The sequence below is a fragment of the Chitinophaga sp. YR627 genome (genome assembly GCF_900114995.1).
In the GTDB taxonomy this organism is placed as follows: domain Bacteria; phylum Bacteroidota; class Bacteroidia; order Chitinophagales; family Chitinophagaceae; genus Chitinophaga.
The window spans coordinates 388,453-410,246 of sequence record NZ_FOUX01000006.1; the positions used below are offsets into that span (position 1 = coordinate 388,453).

22 protein-coding genes are annotated in these 21,794 nt (G+C 45.9%); 6 read left to right on the forward strand and 16 right to left on the reverse strand.

The genetic code is table 11. From position 1 onward, the window contains the following. Nucleotides 1–4 precede the first annotated feature (4 nt). The 10 genes from BMZ72_RS30920 to BMZ72_RS30970 form a co-directional block, all read right to left on the reverse strand. Nucleotides 5–511 (reverse strand): BON domain-containing protein, encoded by a 507-nt coding sequence (locus BMZ72_RS30920; protein WP_089814434.1) that lies wholly within the window; start codon nucleotides 509–511, stop codon nucleotides 5–7. A gap of 44 nt (nucleotides 512–555) precedes the next feature. After that, on the reverse strand, nucleotides 556–1,083 hold the full coding sequence (locus BMZ72_RS30925; RefSeq protein ID WP_089814436.1) for a hypothetical protein: 528 nt from the start codon (nucleotides 1,081–1,083) through the stop codon (nucleotides 556–558). Between the two features lie 677 nt (nucleotides 1,084–1,760). Continuing rightward, nucleotides 1,761–2,078 (reverse strand): iron-sulfur cluster assembly protein, encoded by a 318-nt coding sequence (locus tag BMZ72_RS30935; RefSeq protein WP_012790993.1) that lies wholly within the window; start codon nucleotides 2,076–2,078, stop codon nucleotides 1,761–1,763. Further along, the gene (locus BMZ72_RS30940) at nucleotides 2,075–2,521 is read right to left on the reverse strand and encodes a SufE family protein (RefSeq protein WP_089814439.1); all 447 of its coding nucleotides are present in this window, start codon (nucleotides 2,519–2,521) and stop codon (nucleotides 2,075–2,077) included. Before BMZ72_RS30940 ends, BMZ72_RS30935 begins: the two co-directional genes overlap by 4 nt. Before the next feature lie 7 nt (nucleotides 2,522–2,528). Then, nucleotides 2,529–3,776, reverse strand: a complete 1,248-nt coding sequence (locus tag BMZ72_RS30945) for an aminotransferase class V-fold PLP-dependent enzyme (protein ID WP_089814442.1) — start codon at nucleotides 3,774–3,776, stop codon at nucleotides 2,529–2,531. Between the two features lie 95 nt (nucleotides 3,777–3,871). After that, nucleotides 3,872–5,191 carry a Fe-S cluster assembly protein SufD gene (gene sufD / locus BMZ72_RS30950; protein ID WP_089814444.1) on the reverse strand — a complete coding sequence of 440 codons (1,320 nt, stop codon included), beginning with the start codon at nucleotides 5,189–5,191 and terminating at the stop codon, nucleotides 3,872–3,874. A gap of 13 nt (nucleotides 5,192–5,204) precedes the next feature. Further along, nucleotides 5,205–5,969 (reverse strand): Fe-S cluster assembly ATPase SufC, encoded by a 765-nt coding sequence (gene sufC, locus BMZ72_RS30955; protein WP_089814446.1) that lies wholly within the window; start codon nucleotides 5,967–5,969, stop codon nucleotides 5,205–5,207. Nucleotides 5,970–6,012: 43 nt separating this feature from the next. After that, nucleotides 6,013–7,458, reverse strand: coding sequence for a Fe-S cluster assembly protein SufB (gene sufB / locus BMZ72_RS30960; RefSeq protein WP_089814448.1), 1,446 nt, complete (start codon nucleotides 7,456–7,458; stop codon nucleotides 6,013–6,015). A 48-nt stretch (nucleotides 7,459–7,506) separates the two neighbouring features. Further along, nucleotides 7,507–7,836: a HesB/IscA family protein gene (locus BMZ72_RS30965; RefSeq protein ID WP_012790999.1), complete on the reverse strand. Its 330-nt coding sequence runs from the start codon at nucleotides 7,834–7,836 to the stop codon at nucleotides 7,507–7,509. 98 nt (nucleotides 7,837–7,934) lie between these two features. Further along, nucleotides 7,935–8,516: an NADPH-dependent FMN reductase gene (locus BMZ72_RS30970; RefSeq protein WP_089814450.1), complete on the reverse strand. Its 582-nt coding sequence runs from the start codon at nucleotides 8,514–8,516 to the stop codon at nucleotides 7,935–7,937. A gap of 92 nt (nucleotides 8,517–8,608) precedes the next feature. Here BMZ72_RS30970 and BMZ72_RS30975 point away from each other — a divergent pair, with 92 nt between their 5' ends. Beyond that, nucleotides 8,609–9,271: a helix-turn-helix transcriptional regulator gene (locus BMZ72_RS30975; protein ID WP_089814452.1), complete on the forward strand. Its 663-nt coding sequence runs from the start codon at nucleotides 8,609–8,611 to the stop codon at nucleotides 9,269–9,271. A 1,158-nt stretch (nucleotides 9,272–10,429) separates the two neighbouring features. Here the strand turns inward: BMZ72_RS30975 and BMZ72_RS30980 are convergent. From BMZ72_RS30980 to BMZ72_RS31000, 5 genes are all read right to left on the reverse strand, one after another. Continuing rightward, nucleotides 10,430–10,843, reverse strand: a complete 414-nt coding sequence (locus tag BMZ72_RS30980) for an EamA family transporter (RefSeq protein ID WP_089814454.1) — start codon at nucleotides 10,841–10,843, stop codon at nucleotides 10,430–10,432. A gap of 2 nt (nucleotides 10,844–10,845) precedes the next feature. Next, nucleotides 10,846–11,337 carry a GNAT family N-acetyltransferase gene (locus tag BMZ72_RS30985; RefSeq protein WP_089814456.1) on the reverse strand — a complete coding sequence of 164 codons (492 nt, stop codon included), beginning with the start codon at nucleotides 11,335–11,337 and terminating at the stop codon, nucleotides 10,846–10,848. A gap of 247 nt (nucleotides 11,338–11,584) precedes the next feature. Continuing rightward, nucleotides 11,585–12,142, reverse strand: coding sequence for a GNAT family N-acetyltransferase (locus BMZ72_RS30990; RefSeq protein WP_089814458.1), 558 nt, complete (start codon nucleotides 12,140–12,142; stop codon nucleotides 11,585–11,587). A 6-nt stretch (nucleotides 12,143–12,148) separates the two neighbouring features. Continuing rightward, nucleotides 12,149–13,252 carry an AI-2E family transporter gene (locus BMZ72_RS30995; protein WP_089814460.1) on the reverse strand — a complete coding sequence of 368 codons (1,104 nt, stop codon included), beginning with the start codon at nucleotides 13,250–13,252 and terminating at the stop codon, nucleotides 12,149–12,151. Nucleotides 13,253–13,310: 58 nt separating this feature from the next. After that, nucleotides 13,311–14,237, reverse strand: a complete 927-nt coding sequence (locus tag BMZ72_RS31000) for a helix-turn-helix transcriptional regulator (RefSeq protein WP_089814463.1) — start codon at nucleotides 14,235–14,237, stop codon at nucleotides 13,311–13,313. Nucleotides 14,238–14,620: 383 nt separating this feature from the next. Between BMZ72_RS31000 and BMZ72_RS31005 the strand changes: the two genes are divergently transcribed. The 4 genes from BMZ72_RS31005 to BMZ72_RS31020 all read left to right on the forward strand — a co-directional run bounded on the left by BMZ72_RS31005 (nucleotide 14,621) and on the right by BMZ72_RS31020 (nucleotide 18,686). Continuing rightward, complete coding sequence (locus BMZ72_RS31005; RefSeq protein ID WP_089814465.1) at nucleotides 14,621–15,532, forward strand: type IX secretion system protein PorG; 912 nt, start codon at nucleotides 14,621–14,623, stop codon at nucleotides 15,530–15,532. Nucleotides 15,533–15,832: 300 nt separating this feature from the next. Next, nucleotides 15,833–16,153, forward strand: coding sequence for a hypothetical protein (locus tag BMZ72_RS31010; RefSeq protein ID WP_012791010.1), 321 nt, complete (start codon nucleotides 15,833–15,835; stop codon nucleotides 16,151–16,153). 153 nt (nucleotides 16,154–16,306) lie between these two features. Beyond that, complete coding sequence (locus tag BMZ72_RS31015) at nucleotides 16,307–18,226, forward strand: menaquinone biosynthesis decarboxylase (RefSeq protein ID WP_089814467.1); 1,920 nt, start codon at nucleotides 16,307–16,309, stop codon at nucleotides 18,224–18,226. Beyond that, complete coding sequence (locus BMZ72_RS31020) at nucleotides 18,198–18,686, forward strand: hypothetical protein (RefSeq protein ID WP_089814469.1); 489 nt, start codon at nucleotides 18,198–18,200, stop codon at nucleotides 18,684–18,686. The genes BMZ72_RS31015 and BMZ72_RS31020 overlap by 29 nt, the downstream gene beginning before the upstream one ends. A gap of 191 nt (nucleotides 18,687–18,877) precedes the next feature. On the opposite strand, the gene BMZ72_RS31025 is transcribed toward BMZ72_RS31020, so the two are convergent. Beyond that, entirely contained in the window at nucleotides 18,878–20,464 is a 1,587-nt protein-coding gene (locus tag BMZ72_RS31025) for a peptide chain release factor 3 (protein WP_089814963.1), read from the reverse strand. A 70-nt stretch (nucleotides 20,465–20,534) separates the two neighbouring features. On the opposite strand from BMZ72_RS31025, the gene BMZ72_RS31030 reads away from it, so the two are divergent. Beyond that, nucleotides 20,535–21,788: an ABC transporter permease gene (locus BMZ72_RS31030; protein WP_089814471.1), complete on the forward strand. Its 1,254-nt coding sequence runs from the start codon at nucleotides 20,535–20,537 to the stop codon at nucleotides 21,786–21,788. The last annotated feature ends 6 nt before the right edge of the window (nucleotides 21,789–21,794 follow it).

Below are 21,794 nucleotides of genomic sequence, written 5' to 3' on the forward strand. Positions count from 1 at the left end.
AAGGTTATTTTACTTTCAGACCAGAAGCATCTACTTTCTTCGGATGCAGACCATCCAGCGCCTGTTTCAGCGTCTTCCATTTAGCGGCAGACAATTCACCAGTTACGCTGATCACACCGGCGTCTACTTTCACATCTACGCCAGGGAAGTCTTTGGTAATATCAGCTACCCCTGTACGAAGTGCCTCATCAGCGGCATTCACCGGAGCAGCTGTTGTATCCACAACAGGAGCAGGTGGCGCAGGAGGAGTGACCATAATGTTATTGGTAATGCTCTTTACGCCTTCAACAGCCGCTACTTTAGTTTCTGCTGCAGTCCTTGCTGCTTCGTCAGGTACATTACCCGCCAGGGTTACAACACCTTCTTTTACGTCAGCCGTAACTTCAGGCATACCACTGAGTTGTTCAGTCACTTTTGCCTGGATCTGCGTATCAGAAGGTTTGCCTTTACAAGCGACCATGAAAGCCAGTGCCAGGCAAAGGAACGCAATGCTCAATTGTTTGTTTCTCATAAGAATTATAGATTGGATGGTTAAAAATTTTTCGGGGAGCGTGTTTATCTGAACATTTTAGTCAGATCGTTGAGGTCAACATCACCGTCGCCATCTTTGTCAAGACCGAATTTGCCACCGATGTTGTTGATAGTATTCTGGATGTTGCCACCGCCGAGGTTGCCCAGGCCGCCTGCCAGATTACCACCACCACCGAGGGAAGACAGGATATCCTGAATATTGAAGCCGTTACCAGCTCCGCCGCCTTGCTGACCGCCTTTCATCGCATTTAATACTGTTGGGATCAGTACAGAAGCGATGCTTGCAGCAGTAGCTCCGTTGATACCGAATTTCTCCATAATATTACCAGCAAAGTTCTGCTGGATATTCTGAGCTACCGGATGATCAGCTGATTCCAGTGCCTCATTTACCTGTTGTGTTTCGCCGTTGGCTTGCAGTTGGCTGAAGGTGGAGAGGATCGTGTTCTGTGCTTCTGCGATCACGCCATCATTGTGCTCATTAGGCACTTCCGGATTGTTGATGACAGATTGCAGACCACTTTGCTGGATCAGTTGCGTGAATTGTTCAAACATAAAAGAGTTTTATAAGGTAAATAAGATGACAAAGGTATGGAACCTTATAACAATCTTATCTATAGGTTGGTTCATAACAAATATGTTACCAGAAAAATGATAATTAATTAACTGAAGCTGGAGGAGATAGTGGTAATGCGGGTAAGTGATTATCAGGACTTCATTGTAGTTGCCCTGGTCAGGTAATATAATCTGTCTATTGTAGATTTCATTGAAGGATGTTACAACAGAAAAGGCTTCCACATCCTGTTGCGAATGGGAGTCATATTCACTAATCGCTTTGAAAACCATTTACTTTGATAAGTATCCAGGTACAGAATTAGGTTTGGATAGTTGTTATTGGATAAAGATGCAATCCTTACTTTAAGCTATAAGGCGGTATGTTTTTGAACACTGCTAATTGTCACATGCTTTTAAAGCCATGCACTTTTGAAAATATCAGGAATGATCAGTAGAGGAAGATATCTATTGTCCGGAAGGATAAATAATCATCCACTACATCGAAAGCCAGCATATCGTTGACACGATACTTTCAATGTCGTGTGATAAGCTGATAACTGTGACATGCTTCTGCTGATAGTCGCCAGAACGGATCGCTGTGAAACCACGTATTTAATCAATAAAAAACGGGCCGTATCATTACCTGACACGGCCCGCTTATACTGAAGGTGGTTGTTCTACATGAAGCCCAGTTCTAATCTGGCTTCTTCACTCATCATTTCTTTGTTCCATGGTGGATCAAAAGTGAGTGTTACATCTACATCGGATACGCCGTCTATATCTCTTACTTTTTCATCTACCTCACGAATGATATCGCCTGCCACGGGACAACCCGGAGCAGTCAGCGTCATTGTGATACCGATGCGGTTATTCTCGCCTATTCTGATTTCATAGACAAGACCCAGCTCTAATATATTCACCGGGATTTCCGGGTCATATACTGTGCGCAGTACCTCTTCAATCCTATCGCGTAAAGTCATTGTATTTTCGCTCATAGTTCTGTGCCGTTTTTTTGTGATTGAGATTTTGCCTCGTAGGCAACTGCATATAACTTAATCTGTTTGAGCATACTCAGTAATCCGTTGGAACGGGTGGGGGAGAGATGGTTACTCAAACCGATAGCGTCTATAAAGTATATTTCGGATTCCGCGATCTCTTTAGGCGTGTGACCGGAAAATACGGTCACCATCAGACTTACCAGTCCTTTGGTGATCACAGCGTCACTATCTGCCGTAAAGACCAGTTTACCATCCTGCATTTCCGTATGCAGCCATACCTGCGACTGACAACCTTTGATCAGGTGATCAGGCGTTTTGTATTTTTCATCTATCAGCGGCAATTCCTTACCCAGTTGAATAATATGCTCGTATTTATCCATCCAGTTCTCCATAAAGGAGAAGTCTGATATAAGTTCGTCCTGTTGTTCTTTGATAGTCATAATCCTGTTATCTTAACATAGAGACAGCCTTTTTGATGCCTGCCACTAATCTGTCTATATCTTCAAAGGTAGTATACACTGCGAATGATGCACGCACGGTGCCTGGAATACAGAAGAAATCCATTACAGGTTCTGCGCAATGGTGTCCGGTACGGATAGCGATACCCTGTTTATCCAGCAGTTCGCCAAGATCGTAAGGGTGAATATCGTATACCAGGAAGGAAACAGCGCCGGAACGGTGTTTCGGATTACCAATAAAGCGCAGGCCTTCGATCTGTTGCAGTTGCTGTACGGCATACTCCACCAGTTGTTCTTCCCATGCCTGAATATTTTCAACACCGATCTGCTGTACATATTGAACCGCGGTGCCTAATGCGATCGCTCCGCTGATATCCGGCGTACCAGCCTCAAATTTGTAAGGCAGTACATTATAGATCGTTTTTGCGAAGGTCACGGTTTTGATCATATCTCCACCACCCTGATAAGGCGGGAGGCGGTCCAGCCATTCTTCCTTGCCGTAGAGCACACCGGTACCGGTAGGACCGTAGATCTTATGACCGGAGAATACGAGGAAATCAACGTCCAGCTCCTGCACATCTACCGGCATATGCTGTACTGCCTGTGCTGCATCCAGCAGTACGGGAATGTTACGGGCATGTGCCTGGGCAATAATATCGCGTATGGGATTAACGGTGCCGAGGGCGTTGGATACGTATGTAACAGCGATGATCTTTACTTTATCTGTCAGCAATGCGCTGAATTCGTCCATGAGCAGTTCGCCCTTTTCATCCATCGGGATGATCTTCAGTTCTGCGCCACGGTCTTCACACATCATCTGCCAGGGAACGATATTGGAGTGATGTTCCATTGCGGATGCCAGTACCACGTCGCCTGGTTTGATCTCACCACGGCCGAAGGAGTAAGCTACCAGGTTGATACCGTCGGTAGTACCTTTGGTAAAGATCACTTCTTCCGGTTTGCGGGCATTGATGAAGGAGGCAATGATCTTACGGGAATTTTCGTAAGCATTGGTCGCTTCCTGGCTCAGGTGGTGTACACCACGGTGTACGTTACTGTTGATGCGGGTGTAGTATTCTATCAGCGTATCCAGTACAATTTGCGGTTTCTGGGTAGTGGCCGCATTATCAAGATATACAAGGGGTTGGCCGTATACTTTTTCCTGTAACAGCGGGAAGTCCTTTCTGATTTTTTCTATATCTATCGCAAGATCTTTTATATCTGGTACGTGTTGCATAATACGCTGTAATTTATCGTTCTTCTCTTAAGCATCAGAGGTCATCCGGGTTAAACCTGGATGACCTCGTGCAAAGATCGGAATTTCTGATCGAATTAGTTATTGATAGCGCCGGCTACATACTGGCGGATCTTTTCTGCGAGGAAATCCTGTAATGCCGGTATGTGTACCTGATCGGTAATGTCAAATGCAAATGCATTCACCAGCAGTGACTTGGCGGCTTCTTCACCAATACCACGGGAACGCAGATAGAAGAGAGACTCTTCACTGAAGCGTCCTACGGTAAAACCGTGGCTGCACTTCACGTCGTCTGCATATATTTCCAGCTGTGGCTGAGAATTGATGTTGGCCTTTTCGCTCATCAGCAGGTTATTGTTCTGCTGGAAAGCGTTTGTTTTCTGCGCATCCTGGTGTACGTGGATCTTACCGGTGAATACACCGTTAGCGTCATCCAGCAGTACGCCTTTATACAGCTCATTACTGTTACAGTTTGGTACCAGGTGGTCCACGAAGGTGTGGTTATCCACGTGCTGGCTGCCTGTAGCAAGGTAAAGGCCGTGCAGATTGGTTTCCGTATTGCTGCCTGTCAGCGCTACGCTGAGGTTGTTACGGGTCAGTTCTGCGGAAGGCAGGGTGAAATTGAAATGATGATAGCGGCTATCAGCTTTCTGGGTAGCAGAAGTATGATAGATGTGGCGGCTGTTTTTAATGGTGCTCTGGATATTGTAGTGCCAGAGTTCCGCATTTTCTTCCAGTACCACTTCTGTTACTGCGTTTACGAAAGCGATGGCGGAGTCATTGAGACCTACAGCGCTTTCGATGATTTCCAGGGTAGCGCTTTTATGCAGCACTACCAGGTGGCGTGGCTGGATAAAGGCGTTAGCAGAAGCCGTATATACGTGAATGATCTGTAAAGGTTTGTCAAGCGTTGCATTAACACCTGCTTCGATAAACAGACCGTCTGCAAACAGGGCCGCATTCAGTGCAGCAAAAGGCTGTGACTGGAGATGTGGGTGTTTGTCAAACCATGCCTGCAGCTGTGCGTTACCGGCTGCATCACTCAGTTTGGAAACGGTGATCTTACCACCAGTTGGCAGCTCAGACAGGTCCGCCTGCAAACGTCCGTTCACCAGTACAATACGATAACTGTCCAGTTGAGGGATATTGGCAGCTTTCAGCTGATCAGGCGTAACAGTCGCCTGTTCTTCCTGTGCCAGGGTAAAAGCATCTTTCAGGAAGCGCTGTACGTTGGTATAGCGCCACTCTTCTGTTTTAATGGTTGGCAGACCCAGTTCCTTGAAGCGGCTGAAAGCCAGCTTACGCGCAGGCATGATTGCGTTATCCGCATCCACTTTCTGCTCAGGTCCGGGCACCCCATTGGATATAAATTCGTAGAATGATTTATCGCTCGTCATGGTTCTTTTTGCGTTATACAGATTCTTTCTGGTGTACCTCTTCTTTCAGCCAGTCGTAGCCTTTCTCTTCCAGTTCCAGCGCCAGTTCTTTGGTGCCGGTCTTTACGATCTGACCATTGTACAGTACGTGTACGAAGTCAGGCACGATGTATTCCAGCAAACGCTGGTAGTGGGTAATAACCATAAAAGCCTTATCTGCATTGCGCAGTTTATTAACGCCTGCTGCAACGATACGCAGCGCGTCAATATCCAGGCCGGAATCAGTTTCATCCAGGATCGCTAATTTCGGATCGAGCATAGCCAGCTGGAATACTTCATTCCTTTTTTTCTCACCGCCGGAGAAACCTTCATTCAGAGAGCGGTTCATCAGGTTGGCGTTAAAATCTACCAGTTGCTGTTTTTCTTTGGTCAGCTTCAGGAATTCTTTGGATTCCAGCGGAGGCAGATTGTGGTAAGTCCTGATCTCATTCAAGGCTGTCTTGAGGAAGTGCAGGTTAGATACGCCTGGGATCTCAACCGGGTACTGGAATGCCAGGAACAGGCCTTCACGTGCACGGTCTTCCGGAGACAGATCCAGCAGGTTTTTACCTTCGAAGATCACTTCACCTTCTGTCACAGTATAATTTTCACGACCCGCTAACACAGAAGACAATGAGCTCTTTCCTGAGCCGTTAGGGCCCATGATGGCGTGCATTTCACCTTTCCTGATTTCCAGGTTGATGCCTTTCAGGATCTTTTTACCGTCTACTTCTGCGTGCAGATTTTTAATCGTCAGCATGATTGTATATTTCTCTGTTGTTTTTGCTTTGAAAATGTTTTTATTATCCTACGCTACCTTCCAGTGTGATAGAGAGCAGTTTGCGTGCTTCCACGGCAAATTCCATCGGAAGCTGGTTCAGCACTTCCTGTGCGTAACCATTTACGATCAGCGCAACTGCTTTTTCTGTTTCTATACCACGTTGATTAAGATAGAAGATCTGATCTTCCCCGATCTTGGAGGTAGTTGCTTCGTGTTCAACGGTAGCAGTACTGTTCCTTGATTCGATGTAAGGGAAGGTGTGTGCACCACAACGATCACCGATCAGGAGGGAGTCACACTGTGTAAAGTTACGTGCATTCGCGGCACGTGGTCCTACCTGTACCAGTCCACGGTAAGTATTATCGCTGAAACCAGCTGAAATACCTTTGGAAATGATACGGCTGCGGGTATTGCGGCCCAGGTGGTAGATCTTGGTACCGGTATCAGCGATCTGCCTGTTACGGGTTACCGCTACTGAGTAGAATTCACCCTCAGCATCATCACCCTGCAGGATCACACTTGGATATTTCCAGGTGATAGCAGAACCGGTTTCTACCTGTGTCCAGGAGATCTTGCTGCTCTTACCCTTACAGATACCACGTTTGGTTACGAAGTTGTAAATACCGCCGTTACCGTCTTTATCACCAGGATACCAGTTTTGTACGGTAGAGTATTTGATCTCTGCATGGTCCATCGCAACGAGTTCCACTACTGCAGCGTGCAGCTGGTTCTCATCACGTCTAGGCGCCGTACAACCTTCCAGGTAACTTACGTAGGAATTATCGTCAGCAATGATCAGGGTACGTTCGAACTGACCTGTGTTTTCCGCGTTGATACGGAAATAGGTGCTCAGTTCCATCGGACAGCGTACGCCTTTCGGAATGTATACAAAAGAGCCATCGGAGAATACAGCTGCATTCAGCGCGGCAAAAATGTTATCAGAGTGAGGTACTACAGTACCCAGGTATTTTTTAACCAGATCAGGATGGTTTCTTACCGCTTCCCCGAAGGAGCAGAAGATGATGCCCAGTTCCTGTAATTTGGCTTTGAAAGTAGTGGCAACGGAAACGCTGTCAAATACAACGTCTACAGCAACACCGGCCAGTGCTTTCTGTTCATTGATAGGAATGCCCAGTTTTTCGAAGGTAGCCAGCAGTTCAGGATCCACCTCATCCAGACTACCCAGCTGTTTTTTCTTCTTGGGAGCCGCGTAGTAGGAGAGTTTCTGAAGATCCAGTTCCGGCATTTCAAAATGCTGCCATTTTGGGAACTGCATCTTTTTAAAAGCCTGGAAACCCTTCAGACGCCATTCCAGCATCCATTCCGGCTCTTCTTTTTTGGCAGAAATAAAACGGATGGTGTCTTCATTCAGACCCACCGGCGCCATTTCCATCTCAATGTCGGTAGTGAAGCCAAACTCATATTCCCGGTTGGCTATGTCATCAATTATTTCGTTGCTGTTTCTCATTTTCCGAGTTAATTAAGTAATGCAGAAGCTTGCTGGTGATAATGGGAATTATACCGCAAAGCTTTCCCCACAGCTACAGGTACGGGTAGCATTAGGGTTGTTGAAATAAAGCCCCTTGCCGTTGAGACCATCGGAATAATCCAACTCGGTGCCATACAGGTACAGGAGGCTCTTCATCTGCACCACAATTTTAACACCTTTATCTTCAAAGGTCTGATCGCCTTCTTCATGCTCTGAACTTTCAAACTTCAACACATATTCCAGTCCTGAACAACCGCCACCTTTTACGCCAACGCGTACGAAAGTACCGGGAGCATGGTTCTCCTTGACCATAAGGTCCTTTATATATTCGCCTGCTTTTTCTGATACTGTTATCATATTGCTTCCTTTTATACAGATTTCACCATAGTATGATAATGCGTGGTGAGTCTATTTACCTGACGTTTATTTTATCGGGAAATTGTAAATACTTCCTCTCAGAGATTATCATTCACATTCGCCACCGGGATTCTGTCCCCGATTCTGGCGTCTCCCAGCAGGGAGATCATTCTGTCGAACTTATTCTTATATGACGTAGTGAAGGTTTTAGTCTCCTGGTCATAAAGATGTTCTTTCATAATTGGTACCGAAAACGGAAGCACCCATGCCCTGAGGGCTTTAGCTACCGAATCCATCGCATTAATACCCTGCATGGCCTGAGAACCGTCTCCCCAGCACACCAAAGCTACAACCTTTCCCGTTAAATAAGGATTACTGAGCTTGCTGGTCATTTCCAGCCAGTCCAGGGTATTCTTCATGACACCGGTCATACTGCCATGATAAAGCGGAGTGAGCCATACGTGGACATCCGCCTTGCAGAAGGCATCACACATTTTTTTAACGGATTCGGGCATTTCTCCCTTGGGATATGCAAAGAACGGAATATGGCCGTCAACAGGGCTGAACACTTCCGTGGAAAATCCTTTCTGGCGGAACTGCTCCTCGAAGTACCCCGTCAACTGATTGGCAGTTGTATAGGGGCTACTGTCCATTGTGCCGTTGAAGATCAAGACGTTCATTTAAAATTCTCCTGTTTTAAGCTGTTGTTCTGGCAACAAATTTTTTTAACTCCTACAAAATTACGACATTTGAGAATAAAACAAGTAATAACTTGGAAAATTATAGACCCATCACAAAAGCAACTGCCGACAAGTTTTTGCAGTTACTCAAAACGAAGGGGCCTCAGTCGGCCGCTATGTTAGCTGCCGCGTTAGGTATAACAGGAGAGGGCGCCCGCCTGCAGCTGCTGAAGCTCGCAGAAGAGGGTCTTGTGGTGTCGGCTACCAGCTCAAGAGGGGTCGGCCGTCCCGTTCAGATATGGGATCTGACACCGCTGGGTCATGCCCATTTTCCTGATACACATGTAGAGCTGACACTGCAATTAATAGAAACCATCCGCCGGGAACTCGGGGAAGCTGCACTGGAAAAAGTCGTGGCCGCCCGTGAATTCCAGCAACAGGAGAAATATATCAATGCGCTGACAGGCATTAGCGGCCTGGCAGAAAGACTGGCGCAATTTGCCACCATCCGTTCATCTGAAGGCTACCTGGCCGAATGGAAAGAGGAAGAGGATGGCTTCGTCTTCATTGAAAATCACTGTCCTATCTGCTGTGCTGCCACCCAGTGCGCAAATATCTGTGAGTCTGAACTGAAAACCTTCCGTACCATTATGGGAGATGAAGTAGATGTAAAACGTGTCGATCATATTATCGCCGGTAACCGCCGTTGTGTATATAAGATCACCCGTGTTAAAGAATTGATAACCACCCGATAAGCAATAGCTGCACGTAAATAATTATAAAAGGGATGTCCGCAGGATGTCCCTTTTTTTCAGCCTGGACCTGTTGCATATATTATTATATATGAATTCGCAATGGTTTGAGGTCCTTGAAGATTTTATCTATATAGATACTATTTTCTCCTACCTGTGACCTAATCAGGTCCACCTCAAGTCCACCTCATCTCCGTATCATAGGCTAGGGTATTTCCCACATCATGGCGAATTATCGCTAATATTCCTCTTGTTTATGTCCAGTTCTAAGTCTATTGTGAAAATAGTATCGGTCTGACCGTCTACTTTTATTGGTAGACCTGAATATACTGCTGTGGGTTTGAGAAGGGCTATCGGGCTGATGCCCCTGGCAGCGAATTGCCATTTGGCGGTGTCAGGTCTGATAGGCCCGGAATGTGGTTAAGCCGGTTATGAGGTGTGTGAGACGCAGCCAGGGGCTAAGGCCCGACAGCTCCTTCTCAAACCCTCCGCACGAATTGTCGGTCCCGTTCTTTCGGGAGTGTGTTTGATTATTTTCGTTAGTTCTTAGAGACCATTTTCACATCGTGTTGGCACAAGGATATAAAAGGGGATTACCAGCAAACCACCACCGTAGAGGACGTATCATTGATAATGATATGGTGAAAAGGTGAATATGAGGTGGATTCGATCAGCTTATAAGAGGAATAAAATAGTACGAGCAAGAGAATCTAATTTTACATCATGCTGCCAGATGGAAATAATCAGAGGGGACTACTGGCAAACCACTACCATAAAGGACGTATTTTTGCCCATAATATGGATATAAGGCGAATATGAGGTGGATTCGATCAGCGTATAAGAGGAGGAAAATAGTATAAGAAAGAGAATCTAACATAGAAAGTACTCCAGCGAAAGATTCAAATAAACTCCTAAATACCACGGCAGAAAATTCCTGCGGAGGGTTTGAGAAGGAGCTATCGGGCCTTAGCCCATGGCTGCGCTTCATACGTTTAGTAGAGGTTTAACACCCTTCCCGGGCAATCAGACCTGACAACGCCCAAAGACAATTCGCTGCCAGGGGCATCAGCCCGATAGCCCTTCTCAAACCCACAGCAGTAAACCTCAACCCAAAGCAGTAGACGTGAAACCCACAGCAATAAGCCAGAGATTAAAGCCCGATTATAAGATCAACACCAAAGTCCCCGCTATAATCAACACCGCCCCGATCGCCATCTTTACCGTCAACGCTTCATGTAAAAAAACTATCGATAAAACAATGGTCAATGCAACGCTCAACTTATCTACCGGTGCAACCTGAGATACTTTACCCATTTGTAAGGCCTTAAAATAGAAGATCCAGGAAAGCCCCGTCGCCATACCCGATAATATCAAAAATATCAGGTTCGTCTTCGACAGATGCTGTAATCCCTTACCCTCACCTCTGAAAAATACAATACCCCAGGCCATGATCAGGATGATCACCGTCCTGATGGCCGTCGCCAGATCAGAATTCACCCCCGCAATGCCTACTTTGGCGAAAATAGCCGTCAGCGAAGCAAATAAAGCAGATAATAATGCATATAACCACCACATGCTCAATAAATTCTTTTACCAAGGATATTCAGGCTTCTTTCAACGCCATCTAATATCGCAATATTAGGCAGGTGCGCCCATTCGTTAAATCCTAACTGTTCAAACAACTTCAGACTGGGAATGTTATGCGCAAAGATGAAGCCGAGTAAGGTATGTACTTTAATGGAAGGACACTGTTCCATCGCGTACTTCAGGATCTTTTTACCATATCCTTTACCGCGCGTATTTTCATGCAGATAGATGCTGATCTCTGCAGTGCCGTCATAGGCCGGACGACCATAAAATGACTGAAAACTGACCCATCCCACGGAAACTCCTTCATCTTCTACCATCCACAGCGGACGTTTTTCCGGAGAATGAATGTCAAACCAATGCTGCCTGCTTTCCACAGTAACCGGTTCCGTATCGGCCGTTACCATACGACCCGCAATAGTAGTGTTGTAAATTGCGACAATTTCCGGAAGATCTTCCTGCGTAGCGTTCCTGTAGTTCATTATACTGATGTGATTAGATAGACGCAAACGTAATAAAAACCGCTATCATTCGCAGTGAAATCTTCAGCTGTTTTAAGTATATTAGGATAAGATCAGCAGATCATGCTTTATGTATAGTCTGACTATAGTTACGCTCCGTTATACTTCCGAAAAAAAGGGAGCATCAGCGAAAGATAAGTAGTATATAACCCTGTTCAGGTAGATAAAAAGAGGGGTGCTACGGACTTTCCCGCAGTTAGTTGTTCACCTAAAACTGCATATCATAACGATAGTCCTTTTGCAGTAAACTTGTAATAAACGCATTCACAAACTTGCCTTTCTGGAAAAACGCTTCCCGCATAAGTCCTTCCTGCTCAAACCCAAGGCGTTGTAACAAACGATAAGAGTTAATATTCGCAGGATCGACATAGGCCTCAATGCGGTTCATCTGCAATTCTTCAAATCCATACTGCAGCAAACGATGGATACTATTTGTCATGATACCCTTTCCCCAGTAGGAGGGTAACAGGTCATATCCCAGCTCCATTTTATAATGCGTACGGCTGATGTGATGAAAACCGCAGGTGCCGATCAGTTCATTGCGTCCGTTAATAGTGATCGCCCAGCGCATACCCTCGCCGCTGGCCAGTTTTTCTCTGAAAAAAGAGATCAGCTGTACAGCTTCTGATACGTTGACAAACTTTTCGATGTCCATAAAGCGCACCACCTTTTCGTGAGAAAAAAGGCTGAAGAGCGCTGCAATGTCTCTTTCGTCTATTGTCCGCAGACTGATATCGCCGGTTGTAAGCGTGGGTATTTCCATCATGGCTGTTTATTCACTGACTGGATCCGGCCCTTTTTCAACTACGACCGGTGCTTTCTTTCTTTTTAAGGTAACGTCCCCCAGTAACAGGGCCCAGGGTTGCATATATTCTATATGTTCAAATACGATCTTCAGAATGGCGATAAATGGAATAGCGAGAAACATGCCGGGAACACCCCATATCAGGTTACCGGATACAACTCCAAGGATGGTCACTAATGCATTGATCTTCACTTTCGAACCCATAATACGTGGTAACAGGATGTTACTATCCAGGAAATGAACCAGCAGCAAACCCGCGCCTACCTGTATAGAAGCGGCGAGTGAACTGTTAGTGAGCGTGAGCAACATACAAATGATAGTGGCTACATATATGCCGAGATAGGGGATGAGATTGAACAATGCTGCCATGATACCCAGGAGGGTAGCGTATTTTACGCCGAAGATCCACAACATGGCGCAATTTACAACAGCGACGACGAGCATTTCTATCATCAGACCGGATACATACCCTTTAATGATGTAGCGGGTCTGCATCACGACGTCCAGCAGCTTGTCGCGGTGTTTTTCCCTGAACAGGCGGATCAGAAAAGTGAAGATCAGGGAACGGTATAACAGCAGGAAGAAACTATATAATAATACGAAGATGACGAAGATCAGCAGCGACGATAAGGACAACAGGGTACTGCTGATAAAACCGGTCGCGCTACCCAGTGTACCCATCGCCATTTGTTCCAGGTAATCCATCTGACGCGCCGTATCAATATGGAACTTTACGTTTATCCATTCCTGTAAAGAGTTGAGCGAAGTCAACAGTTGTTGCTGCAACTGTGGGAAATCCGCCACAAATGATCCCATCTGAGCTGCCAGCAGTAATAAAATGCCCAACAGCAATATCACAAAGAGGAAGATGACGGTAAATGCCGCCAGTCCTCTTGAAAAACGCCATTTTTCCAGCTGATTCGCCATAGGCAACAGCATAATGGACACCAGCATGGCAAATGCAAGAGGGATGATCAGCTCATGCCCTAAGCGGGCAACATAGATGATCAGTATAATGCATAACAGGGTATAGGCCAGCCGGGCATTAAATGGCAGCTTTACTTGATTCATGGGACAGTCGTATTTCCCTCAAATATATATTTTTAAAGAGGGAAACAGAAACAGAGAATCAGATGAGTTGCTTGAAATGGGGGATATAAATGACGCAGGAATTAGGCGCAAGCATTGATATAAAGAAATGAGTACCACTCATTTTGAAAACGCCTTCTTTGATATAACGGTCTATAAACTCGTACATCGGAATGCCTGCGGTCGCAAAATCTGTTGGTACCGGCAGCGTGATATAATGGCCGCCCGGTATGTGCTTGGTCATTAATTTTTCTCCGAGGATCGTCTGTTCCAATACCGGCGTAATATCTTTATTGGGTACCAGGATACCCGCATACATGCTCATACGCTCATAATCAGTTACAGGCACTGAATCCAGTGTACTGGTGATCACTTTTGCATTGACCAGGTTGTGGTTACCGATAATGCCACGCATGCGTTGTTCCTCCCGGTTCATTTTCATGATCATTTGTGCCACAGGGTCCTGTCCGCGGGATAACAGCGTGTAAAATAATGTACTATCCGGCAGATGATCCGTCTCTGTACGCTCAAAACTGAACAATGGTGTGAACAGTTCTCCCTGTTTATCAAAGGCCTGCACGATCAGGTTCACCATGTCAAGCGTGCGCTTTTCATTGGGTAGTGTTCCGATCTTTCTGAAATTGCGCGGACTCTTATCAAAGTATTGCGTAAACGCTTTAGTATAGGCGGCCACGGTAGCATAACCCGTTCTGTCGGCTATCTCACTGATGTTGTAACCGCTGTGTCGCAGTAAGCCCGCAGAGACTTCCAACCGGTGCCGTTTTACATATTGCCAGTAAGGTTCTCCGATGACCGTCGTAAAACTGTGATAAAAATAAGAATAAGAGATGCCTAAGTATTCGGATACGTCTTTCATCTCGAATGACTCGGACATACGATCGTCCGCGTAACTCAATGCTTTGAGGGCCATCAGCTCCATTTCACGAGCCGGAGGGTTGTGGTTCATAGACTATATTAATTTGAGGTGTTAAATGGTTCCAGTAGGTTTTTCTAACGTCCACGCTGTTGTTTACTTAAACAATAATTTACATATTAGATAAATCATTAAGCGGTAGTTTCCGAATTTAAGCTTTTAAGGGAACATGACGAAAAAAAACGTGGAGGCGACAAATGTTATTGAGTACTTTTTGCGTAGAGAAATAGAAAATTATTACTTTCGCGGCCTTCAAAACGGAAATTTTTAACAATTTTTATTGATTTCCGGCGTTTGAATAGAACCTAGTACAATTATTGCAATTGTTCCGCCTGTTTACCCCTTATGCCTGCTGAAGTACCTCCGGAACGAGTCCGGACGGATAAAATCATGATCTTTAATCAATCCCTTTATTGATGCCAAATCTAAGTTTATTGAAGAATCGTTTCTCTCGTGCTGTATGGAAAAGAGTGCTTGTTTTTTTATTGATCTGTGCCCCTTTCAGCGGTTTTTCGCAATACTGGCAGGCCGGTGGTTTCATTGGCACGAGTAATTATAGCGGCGACCTTGTGCAAACAAGAGTTGATCTGAAATACACCCGTTTTGCACTCGGTGTATTCTTAAAAAGAGATATCAACCGTTATCTCACTATTCGTGGAGGTCTTTCTTACGGAAGGATCGCCGGCGCCGACAGCACCAACAGAGATACCATGCTGATAAAGCGTAACCTGAGTTTCCGTTCTCCTATATGGGAAGGACAACTGGGTTTTGAATTTAATTTCCTGGATCTGGATGAGAAAAAGATCACACCATATGTATTTGCCAGCGTAGCGTTGTTTAGTTTTTATCCGACAACGAAAGATTCACTCGGCAATACCGTAAATCTTCGTCCCCTGGGTACAGAAGGACAAGGCCTGGCCGCCTATCCAACCCGTAAAGAATATAATCTCCGCCAGATCTCTATTCCATTTGGCGCAGGTGTGAAAATACTCCTGACGGAGAACTGGATCGCTGGTTTTGAATTTGGTTTACGTAAAACCTTTACCGATTATCTGGATGATGTGAGTCTTACTTATGTTGACAGAAATACGTTAGTAAGAACACGCGGACAGAAAGCAGCAGACTTTGCCTATCGTGGTGATGAAGTGACACTGGGTAGTCATGTAACACCCGGTACTTATCCGGCAGACGGCATACAGCGTGGCTCCGACAAATATAAAGACTGGTACATATTTACGGGATTAACGCTCAGCTATCGCTTCGGTGGCGGCAGTAACGCGCACAATAACTGGAGAAGACAGAAAGTATCACAGTGTCCGAGATTCTGACATACATAGTATAATATTTTAAAGCCGCTTCTATCATCAGGAAGCGGCTTTTTTTTGAAACGTAGTAAAAAAATATGCATGCAGAGAGGCATCAATGTTTTTTGGCATACTTCTTGAAATTTATCTACCAGACGGAACAAAAACAACGTCGCCAACGAATACACATACCAGATATTAAAAAAAACCGTTTAATAACAAACACGAAACACCATCATCTTTATTTAACTTATTTAATCTAAGCGGACAACTATTCCAATCTAATTAATTTAATTTCCATTCAACTACAAAATCGAACAACGTATGAAACAGATAGTATTAGTATTACTGCTGATAGGGGGAGGTATACTCGGTGCACAGGCTCAGGGAAGAAGAGGACACGGTCATCATGATGATTGCCGTCCGAGGAATTACAGAGTACACCATGGTCGTTGGGATGATTGTAACAGAGATTACAGAGGCGCTTACTATAGCTGCCGTCCGGCTCCGGCACAGGTAGTGTATGTACAACCAGCTCCGGTAGTATATGTACCCGCTCCGCCGCCACCTCCACGTCCGAGAGTAGTATATCAGCGCTCTCCGAAAGTAGTGATCGCTACTGGTCCGATTGTAGTAGGGCTGTAAATAATTGTTCCGAAAGGACGGCAGTTTCCGGAAGGAAAGCACCTTACCAGGGTTTCAGCTGTCAGAACAACGGAATTAAAGATGACGAATTACGATTGTGTGTATCTTTGCACCTATTGTAATTCGTCATTCGCATTTATAGCATTTAGAAATATGGCATATAAGCACCTGAAACACTTTATAGACACATTAGAAAAGGCAGGAGAGCTGATAAGGATCAAGACTTATGTAGACCCTAAGCTGGAGATCGCAGAAATTACCGACAGGGTAAGTAAATCGCCCAACGGAGGTAAAGCGCTGCTGTTCGAAAACACAGGTTATGATTTCCCTGTACTGATCAATTCCATGGGTAGCTACAGGCGCATGTGTATGGCGCTTGGCGTCCAGGAATTAGATGATGTGGCGAATGAGATCGAATCCCTGGTGAAATTATTATCAAAGCCGAAAGAAGGAATACTCGATAAACTGGCCATGTTACCAAAACTGGGGCAGTTTGCCTCCTGGATGCCAAAGGGCGTAAGCGGCAGAGGCGCCTGCCAGGAAGTGATCATGAGCGAACCGGACCTCAGCAAGATCCCGGTGATGCAGTGCTGGCCGAAAGATGGTGGTCCTTTTATCACCCTTCCCGTTATTCATACCAAAGATCCGAATACCGGTACCCGCAACGTGGGCATGTACCGCATGCAGGTATTCGACAAAACCATGACAGGAATGCACTGGCACAAACACAAAGTGTCCGCCAAGCACTTCATGGAATATAAAAAACTGAAGAAACGTATGCCGGTAGCGGTCATCCTCGGTGGAGACCCGGCATATACCTATTCTGCTACCGCGCCACTTCCTGAAAATGTGGACGAATACATGCTGGCAGGTTTCCTGCGTAAGCAGAAGGTGGAACTGGTGAAATGTATCACCCAGCCGGAAATTGAAGTACCCGCAGATGCAGACTTTGTGATCGAAGGATATGTGGATCCGGAAGAAGAACTGATCTGGGAAGGGCCATTCGGCGACCATACCGGTTATTACTCACTGGCTGACTGGTACCCTCGCTTCCACGTAACAGCGATCACACACAGAAAAGACGCCATCTATCCTTCTACCATCGTAGGTATCCCTCCGCAGGAGGACGCCTGGATCGGAAAAGCGACTGAAAGGGTTTTCCTGGCGCCTATCAAAATGACAATGGTTCCCGAAATGATAGATATGGAAATGCCGGTTGAAGGCGTATTCCATAACCTGGTCATCGCACAGATCAAAAAGGATTATCCGGGACAGGCGCAGAAAGTGATGAATGCCATGTGGGGCGCCGGACAAATGATGTTCAACAAAATACTGGTCGTTGCTGACGAACATACCAGTATCCAGAACTATAAAGAACTCGCACAGTACGTGTTCAAACATCTGAACCCTGCAACGGATATCTACCTGAGCCAGGGTCCTATGGACGTACTGGACCACTCCTGTTCCAAAATGGGCTTCGGTGGTAAGATGTGTATTGATGGCACCGCCAAATATGAAGAAGAGATCGAATCAGAACTGATTACTACCGATCAGACCTTCAATCGCACAAACGTCATGCAGCGTTTCCCTGAGATTAAGGATATCAATGATTCCCTGCTGAAAGATGGTATTCCATGTATCCTGGTATCCGTAGAAAAAGCACGTCCGCTGCATATCAAGGAATTGACGGAGCAGTTATACAATATGCCGGAACTCAGTAACATAAAAATGGTGCTGTTTGTCGAACATACTGTTGATGTACAGGATCTTCCATCTGCACTCTGGCGTTTCTGCAATAACCTGGATCCGCGTCGTGACAGCTTTATCGTACGTCCTGCGGTACCTGGTCATCCGGGTAAATTAGGTGCCGGTATCGGTATGGATGGTACCCTGAAAACCCGTGCGCTTGACAACTTTGAACGTGACTGGCCAAACATTATCGTTGCAGATGATGCGACCATCAAAATAGTTGATGAAAAATGGGCATCACTCGACCTCGGACCTTTCATTCCTTCTCCTTCTCATAAATATAAACCTCAGATGTATGGAGAAGAAGCAGTTGTTCCGCAATAGTTCATTCATCATAGTATTCCTGTGCGCAGCCTTTACGGCGGGCGCACAGGTACGTCTTTCCGATTTCCGGTATATCGATAATATAGAAGGATACTGGACGATGAAGACCAAACTCGGTATCTATGCCGAGAAATGGAAACGAGTGGATGAGCATACCTGGAAGGGCAGGACCATGCGCCTGATAAAAGGAGACAGTACGAAAGTGGATGATATGCGTCTTTTTCTGGAAGGGGATGGGATCTACTTTACCATTGCTGCAGTAAGAGATAGTATAGGAGAACCGGTTCGCTTCAAATTACGTGTATTGAAGTCCGTTGGATTCGTAGCCGAAAATCTGCAAAGTCCCTATCCGCAGAAGATTATCTATCGCTGGAAAGATACGAAGCATATGGATGCTCACTTTGAGGGCAAAGATGGGCGGGTGAGCCGTGAATTCATCATGCAATATATAAGGCAATAACGCCCGTCTCATTATTGATTTCCTTATTGCGTAAATCAAATTCCCAAATGCATAAATAAGTAACGCAAAGCTGGTATAGCTTTGCGTTATTGTTTTACATACTAAGGACAGTCTGCAATTGTACTTCGATTTGAGTTGGTCGTACAATTACTTAATACGCCGCTCCTGATCACAGGAAGCGGCTTTTTATTTTACTGTTTGTGTATTTCAGATGTGAAATGGAACTCAATATCCGGATTGTTTGCACGCTCTGTATTGAGGTACCATTCTGATTGTGCGAGGTATACCAGCAAACCATCCTTGTCTTGCACAATGTTGGATTGTTTGAAGCGGATGAAGTCTTCTACTTTCTGTTTCTCACCAGTGATCCAGCACGCTTTAAAGAACGGCAGGGTATTGAACTGACAGGAAGCACCATACTCCTGCAGCAAACGGTACTGGATTACTTCGAATTGCAGGTCGCCCACACAACCGATGATCTTACGGTTACCATTATGCTGCGTGAACAGCTGTGCCACACCCTCGTCAGTCAGCTGACGCAAGCCTTTTTCCAGCTGCTTCGTTTTCATCGGATCTTTATTTACCACCTCCTTGAACAGTTCAGGAGAGAAGCTTGGGATACCAGTGAAAAAGAATTTTTCACCTTCGGTCAATGTATCGCCGATCTTGAAGTTACCGGTATCAAACAGACCTACCACATCACCCGGATAAGCATCATCCACGATGTTCTTTTCACGGGCCAGGAAGCTATATGGGTTGCTGAAACGCATGTCTTTTTCCAGACGTACGTGTTTATAGAATTTATTACGCTCGAAACGGCCGGAACATACACGCAGGAAGGCGATACGGTCACGGTGACGAGGGTCGAGATTCGCGTGGATCTTAAAGATAAAACCACTGAATTTATCTTCTTCTACCTTCACTTCACGGGTGCTGGCTTCACGGTCACGTGGTACCGGCGCAATCTCCACGAAGGTATCCAGCAGGTCTTTTACACCGAAGTTGTTAACGGCACTACCGAAGAACACCGGCGCCATTTTACCCTGCAGATAATCTGTGTTATCGAAGGTATCATACACACCCTCGATCAGTTCTACATCATTTCTCAGCTGAGCAGCGTCCTGCGCATTGAAATGTTCATCTATGTAGCTGCTGCTCAGGTCACTGAGAGGAACGATGTCATCATCAGTGGCTTTTTTATTGGGTGCAAAAGATACAAAGCTCTTATTATAAAGGTTATATACGCCTTTGAAGTCTGTACCCATATTGATAGGCCAGCTCAGCGGACGTACACGGATGCTCAGTTTTTCTTCCAGTTCGTCCAGCAGGTCGAATGGGTTCTTACCGTCACGGTCCAGTTTGTTCACGAAGATGATCACCGGAGTATCACGCATACGGCACACTTCCATCAGTCTTTCGGTCTGCTCTTCCACCCCTTTTACGCAGTCGATCACGAGTACGACACTGTCCACCGCTGTCAGGGTACGATAGGTATCTTCCGCGAAGTCCTTGTGACCAGGAGTATCCAGCAGGTTCACCAGCATATCCCTGTATTCAAAGGTCATTACGGAAGTCGCCACGGAGATACCACGCTGGCGTTCTATCTCCATAAAGTCAGAGGTCGTATGTTTCTTGATCTTGTTCGACTTAACAGCACCTGCCGTCTGGATAGCGCCCCCGAACAGGAGGAACTTTTCCGTCAGGGTTGTCTTACCGGCATCCGGGTGGGCGATAATGGCGAATGTCTTTCTTTTATTGATCTCGTTTGCGTACTTCATATAGTTTGTGACCGAAAATGTGTGCAAAGGTACGTAATTGTCACGTTTAATCATTAATTTACATGTATCTATGATTGCCACGATCAAAATTTTATGGAACAGCCTGAAAATGGCGGTTCTGGAGCTGCGGGTAAATAAACTCCGCACATTCTTATCCCTGCTGGGTATCACCATTGGTATATTCTGTATCATCGCCGTACTTACTGCTACTAACAGTCTGGAAAGAAATGTCCGTAATGAGGTCGAAACCCTCGGCAGTGACGTCGTATATATACAAAAATGGCCATGGGATGGCGGTCCTGATTTTCCCTGGTGGAAGTATGTAAACCGGCCTTTACCGAAGTTCCAGGAGCTGACGCCTATCAAAGATAAAGTACAGAGCGCCGGTCTGTCGGCTTTTGCCTTTTCTGCCAGTGGAAAAAGAGTAGAGTATAAGGATGGATACATGGAGGGAACGGAGCTGTTTGCGGTTAGTGGCGATTATGAGAAGATCCAGGCTTTAACCTTCCTGTCCGGCCGCTTTTTCGCTGGTAAGGAAAACGAAAACGGCGCCAATGTGGCTATTCTGGGCGCCAATATCTGGGAAGGGCTTTTCGGCACCTCTGATAAGGCAATGGAAAAAACGATTGCTGTAGCTGGCCGCCCGGTGCGGGTGATCGGTACCCTGAAGAAGAAGGGCGCCAGTCTGGTGGATGGCATCAACTATGACAACTCTGTGATCGTACCATATGTATTTGGCCGTACCATCGTAGATGAACGCCGCTTTGCGGACCCGTTCATCCTGGTAAAGGCGGCTCCCGGAGCCACCTTATTACAGCTGAAAGACGAACTGAGAGGTGTGATGCGCAGTATCCGCCGCTTACGTCCGAAAGAGGAGGATGACTTCTCCCTCAATGAGATCACTGCCGTTAGCGGAGACCTGAATAAGGTATTTGGTATGGTAAATATGGGCGGCTGGCTGATTGCCTGTTTCGCACTGATCGTAGGTGGTTTCGGGATCGCGAATATCATGTTCGTGACGGTAAAGGAGCGGACCAACATCATCGGATTGAAAAAAGCGATCGGCGCCCGTAAAAAGGTGATCCTGATGGAATTCCTGCTGGAATCTATGATCCTGTGTATGCTGGGCGGTCTGCTGGGGTTGGTGCTGGTGTTTCTGACGACCGTTGCGGTGAACAGTTTACATTTCTTCGAATTCACCCTCACACTCAATAATATCATCCTCGGATTAACAGTATCCTCTGTTGTAGGGATCATTGCCGGCTTCATTCCGGCTTACCTGGCATCCAAACTGGATCCGGTAGTGGCTATCCGTAGCAATTGATAAAGC

Bases quoted from the DNA above. Each gene is read 5' to 3' on its own strand.
- BMZ72_RS30920 (WP_089814434.1), bottom strand. From the start codon at position 511: ATGAGAAACAAACAATTGAGCATTGCGTTCCTTTGCCTGGCACTGGCT.
- BMZ72_RS30925 (WP_089814436.1), bottom strand. From the start codon at position 1,083: ATGTTTGAACAATTCACGCAACTGATCCAGCAAAGTGGTCTGCAATCT.
- BMZ72_RS30935 (WP_012790993.1), bottom strand. From the start codon at position 2,078: ATGAGCGAAAATACAATGACTTTACGCGATAGGATTGAAGAGGTACTG.
- BMZ72_RS30940 (WP_089814439.1), bottom strand. From the start codon at position 2,521: ATGACTATCAAAGAACAACAGGACGAACTTATATCAGACTTCTCCTTT.
- BMZ72_RS30945 (WP_089814442.1), bottom strand. From the start codon at position 3,776: ATGCAACACGTACCAGATATAAAAGATCTTGCGATAGATATAGAAAAA.
- sufD (WP_089814444.1), bottom strand. From the start codon at position 5,191: ATGACGAGCGATAAATCATTCTACGAATTTATATCCAATGGGGTGCCC.
- sufC (WP_089814446.1), bottom strand. From the start codon at position 5,969: ATGCTGACGATTAAAAATCTGCACGCAGAAGTAGACGGTAAAAAGATC.
- sufB (WP_089814448.1), bottom strand. From the start codon at position 7,458: ATGAGAAACAGCAACGAAATAATTGATGACATAGCCAACCGGGAATAT.
- BMZ72_RS30965 (WP_012790999.1), bottom strand. From the start codon at position 7,836: ATGATAACAGTATCAGAAAAAGCAGGCGAATATATAAAGGACCTTATG.
- BMZ72_RS30970 (WP_089814450.1), bottom strand. From the start codon at position 8,516: ATGAACGTCTTGATCTTCAACGGCACAATGGACAGTAGCCCCTATACA.
- BMZ72_RS30980 (WP_089814454.1), bottom strand. From the start codon at position 10,843: ATGTGGTGGTTATATGCATTATTATCTGCTTTATTTGCTTCGCTGACG.
- BMZ72_RS30985 (WP_089814456.1), bottom strand. From the start codon at position 11,337: ATGAACTACAGGAACGCTACGCAGGAAGATCTTCCGGAAATTGTCGCA.
- BMZ72_RS30990 (WP_089814458.1), bottom strand. From the start codon at position 12,142: ATGATGGAAATACCCACGCTTACAACCGGCGATATCAGTCTGCGGACA.
- BMZ72_RS30995 (WP_089814460.1), bottom strand. From the start codon at position 13,252: ATGAATCAAGTAAAGCTGCCATTTAATGCCCGGCTGGCCTATACCCTG.
- BMZ72_RS31000 (WP_089814463.1), bottom strand. From the start codon at position 14,237: ATGAACCACAACCCTCCGGCTCGTGAAATGGAGCTGATGGCCCTCAAA.
- BMZ72_RS31005 (WP_089814465.1), top strand. From the start codon at position 14,621: ATGCCAAATCTAAGTTTATTGAAGAATCGTTTCTCTCGTGCTGTATGG.
- BMZ72_RS31010 (WP_012791010.1), top strand. From the start codon at position 15,833: ATGAAACAGATAGTATTAGTATTACTGCTGATAGGGGGAGGTATACTC.
- BMZ72_RS31015 (WP_089814467.1), top strand. From the start codon at position 16,307: ATGGCATATAAGCACCTGAAACACTTTATAGACACATTAGAAAAGGCA.
- BMZ72_RS31020 (WP_089814469.1), top strand. From the start codon at position 18,198: ATGGAGAAGAAGCAGTTGTTCCGCAATAGTTCATTCATCATAGTATTC.
- BMZ72_RS31025 (WP_089814963.1), bottom strand. From the start codon at position 20,464: ATGAAGTACGCAAACGAGATCAATAAAAGAAAGACATTCGCCATTATC.
- BMZ72_RS31030 (WP_089814471.1), top strand. From the start codon at position 20,535: ATGATTGCCACGATCAAAATTTTATGGAACAGCCTGAAAATGGCGGTT.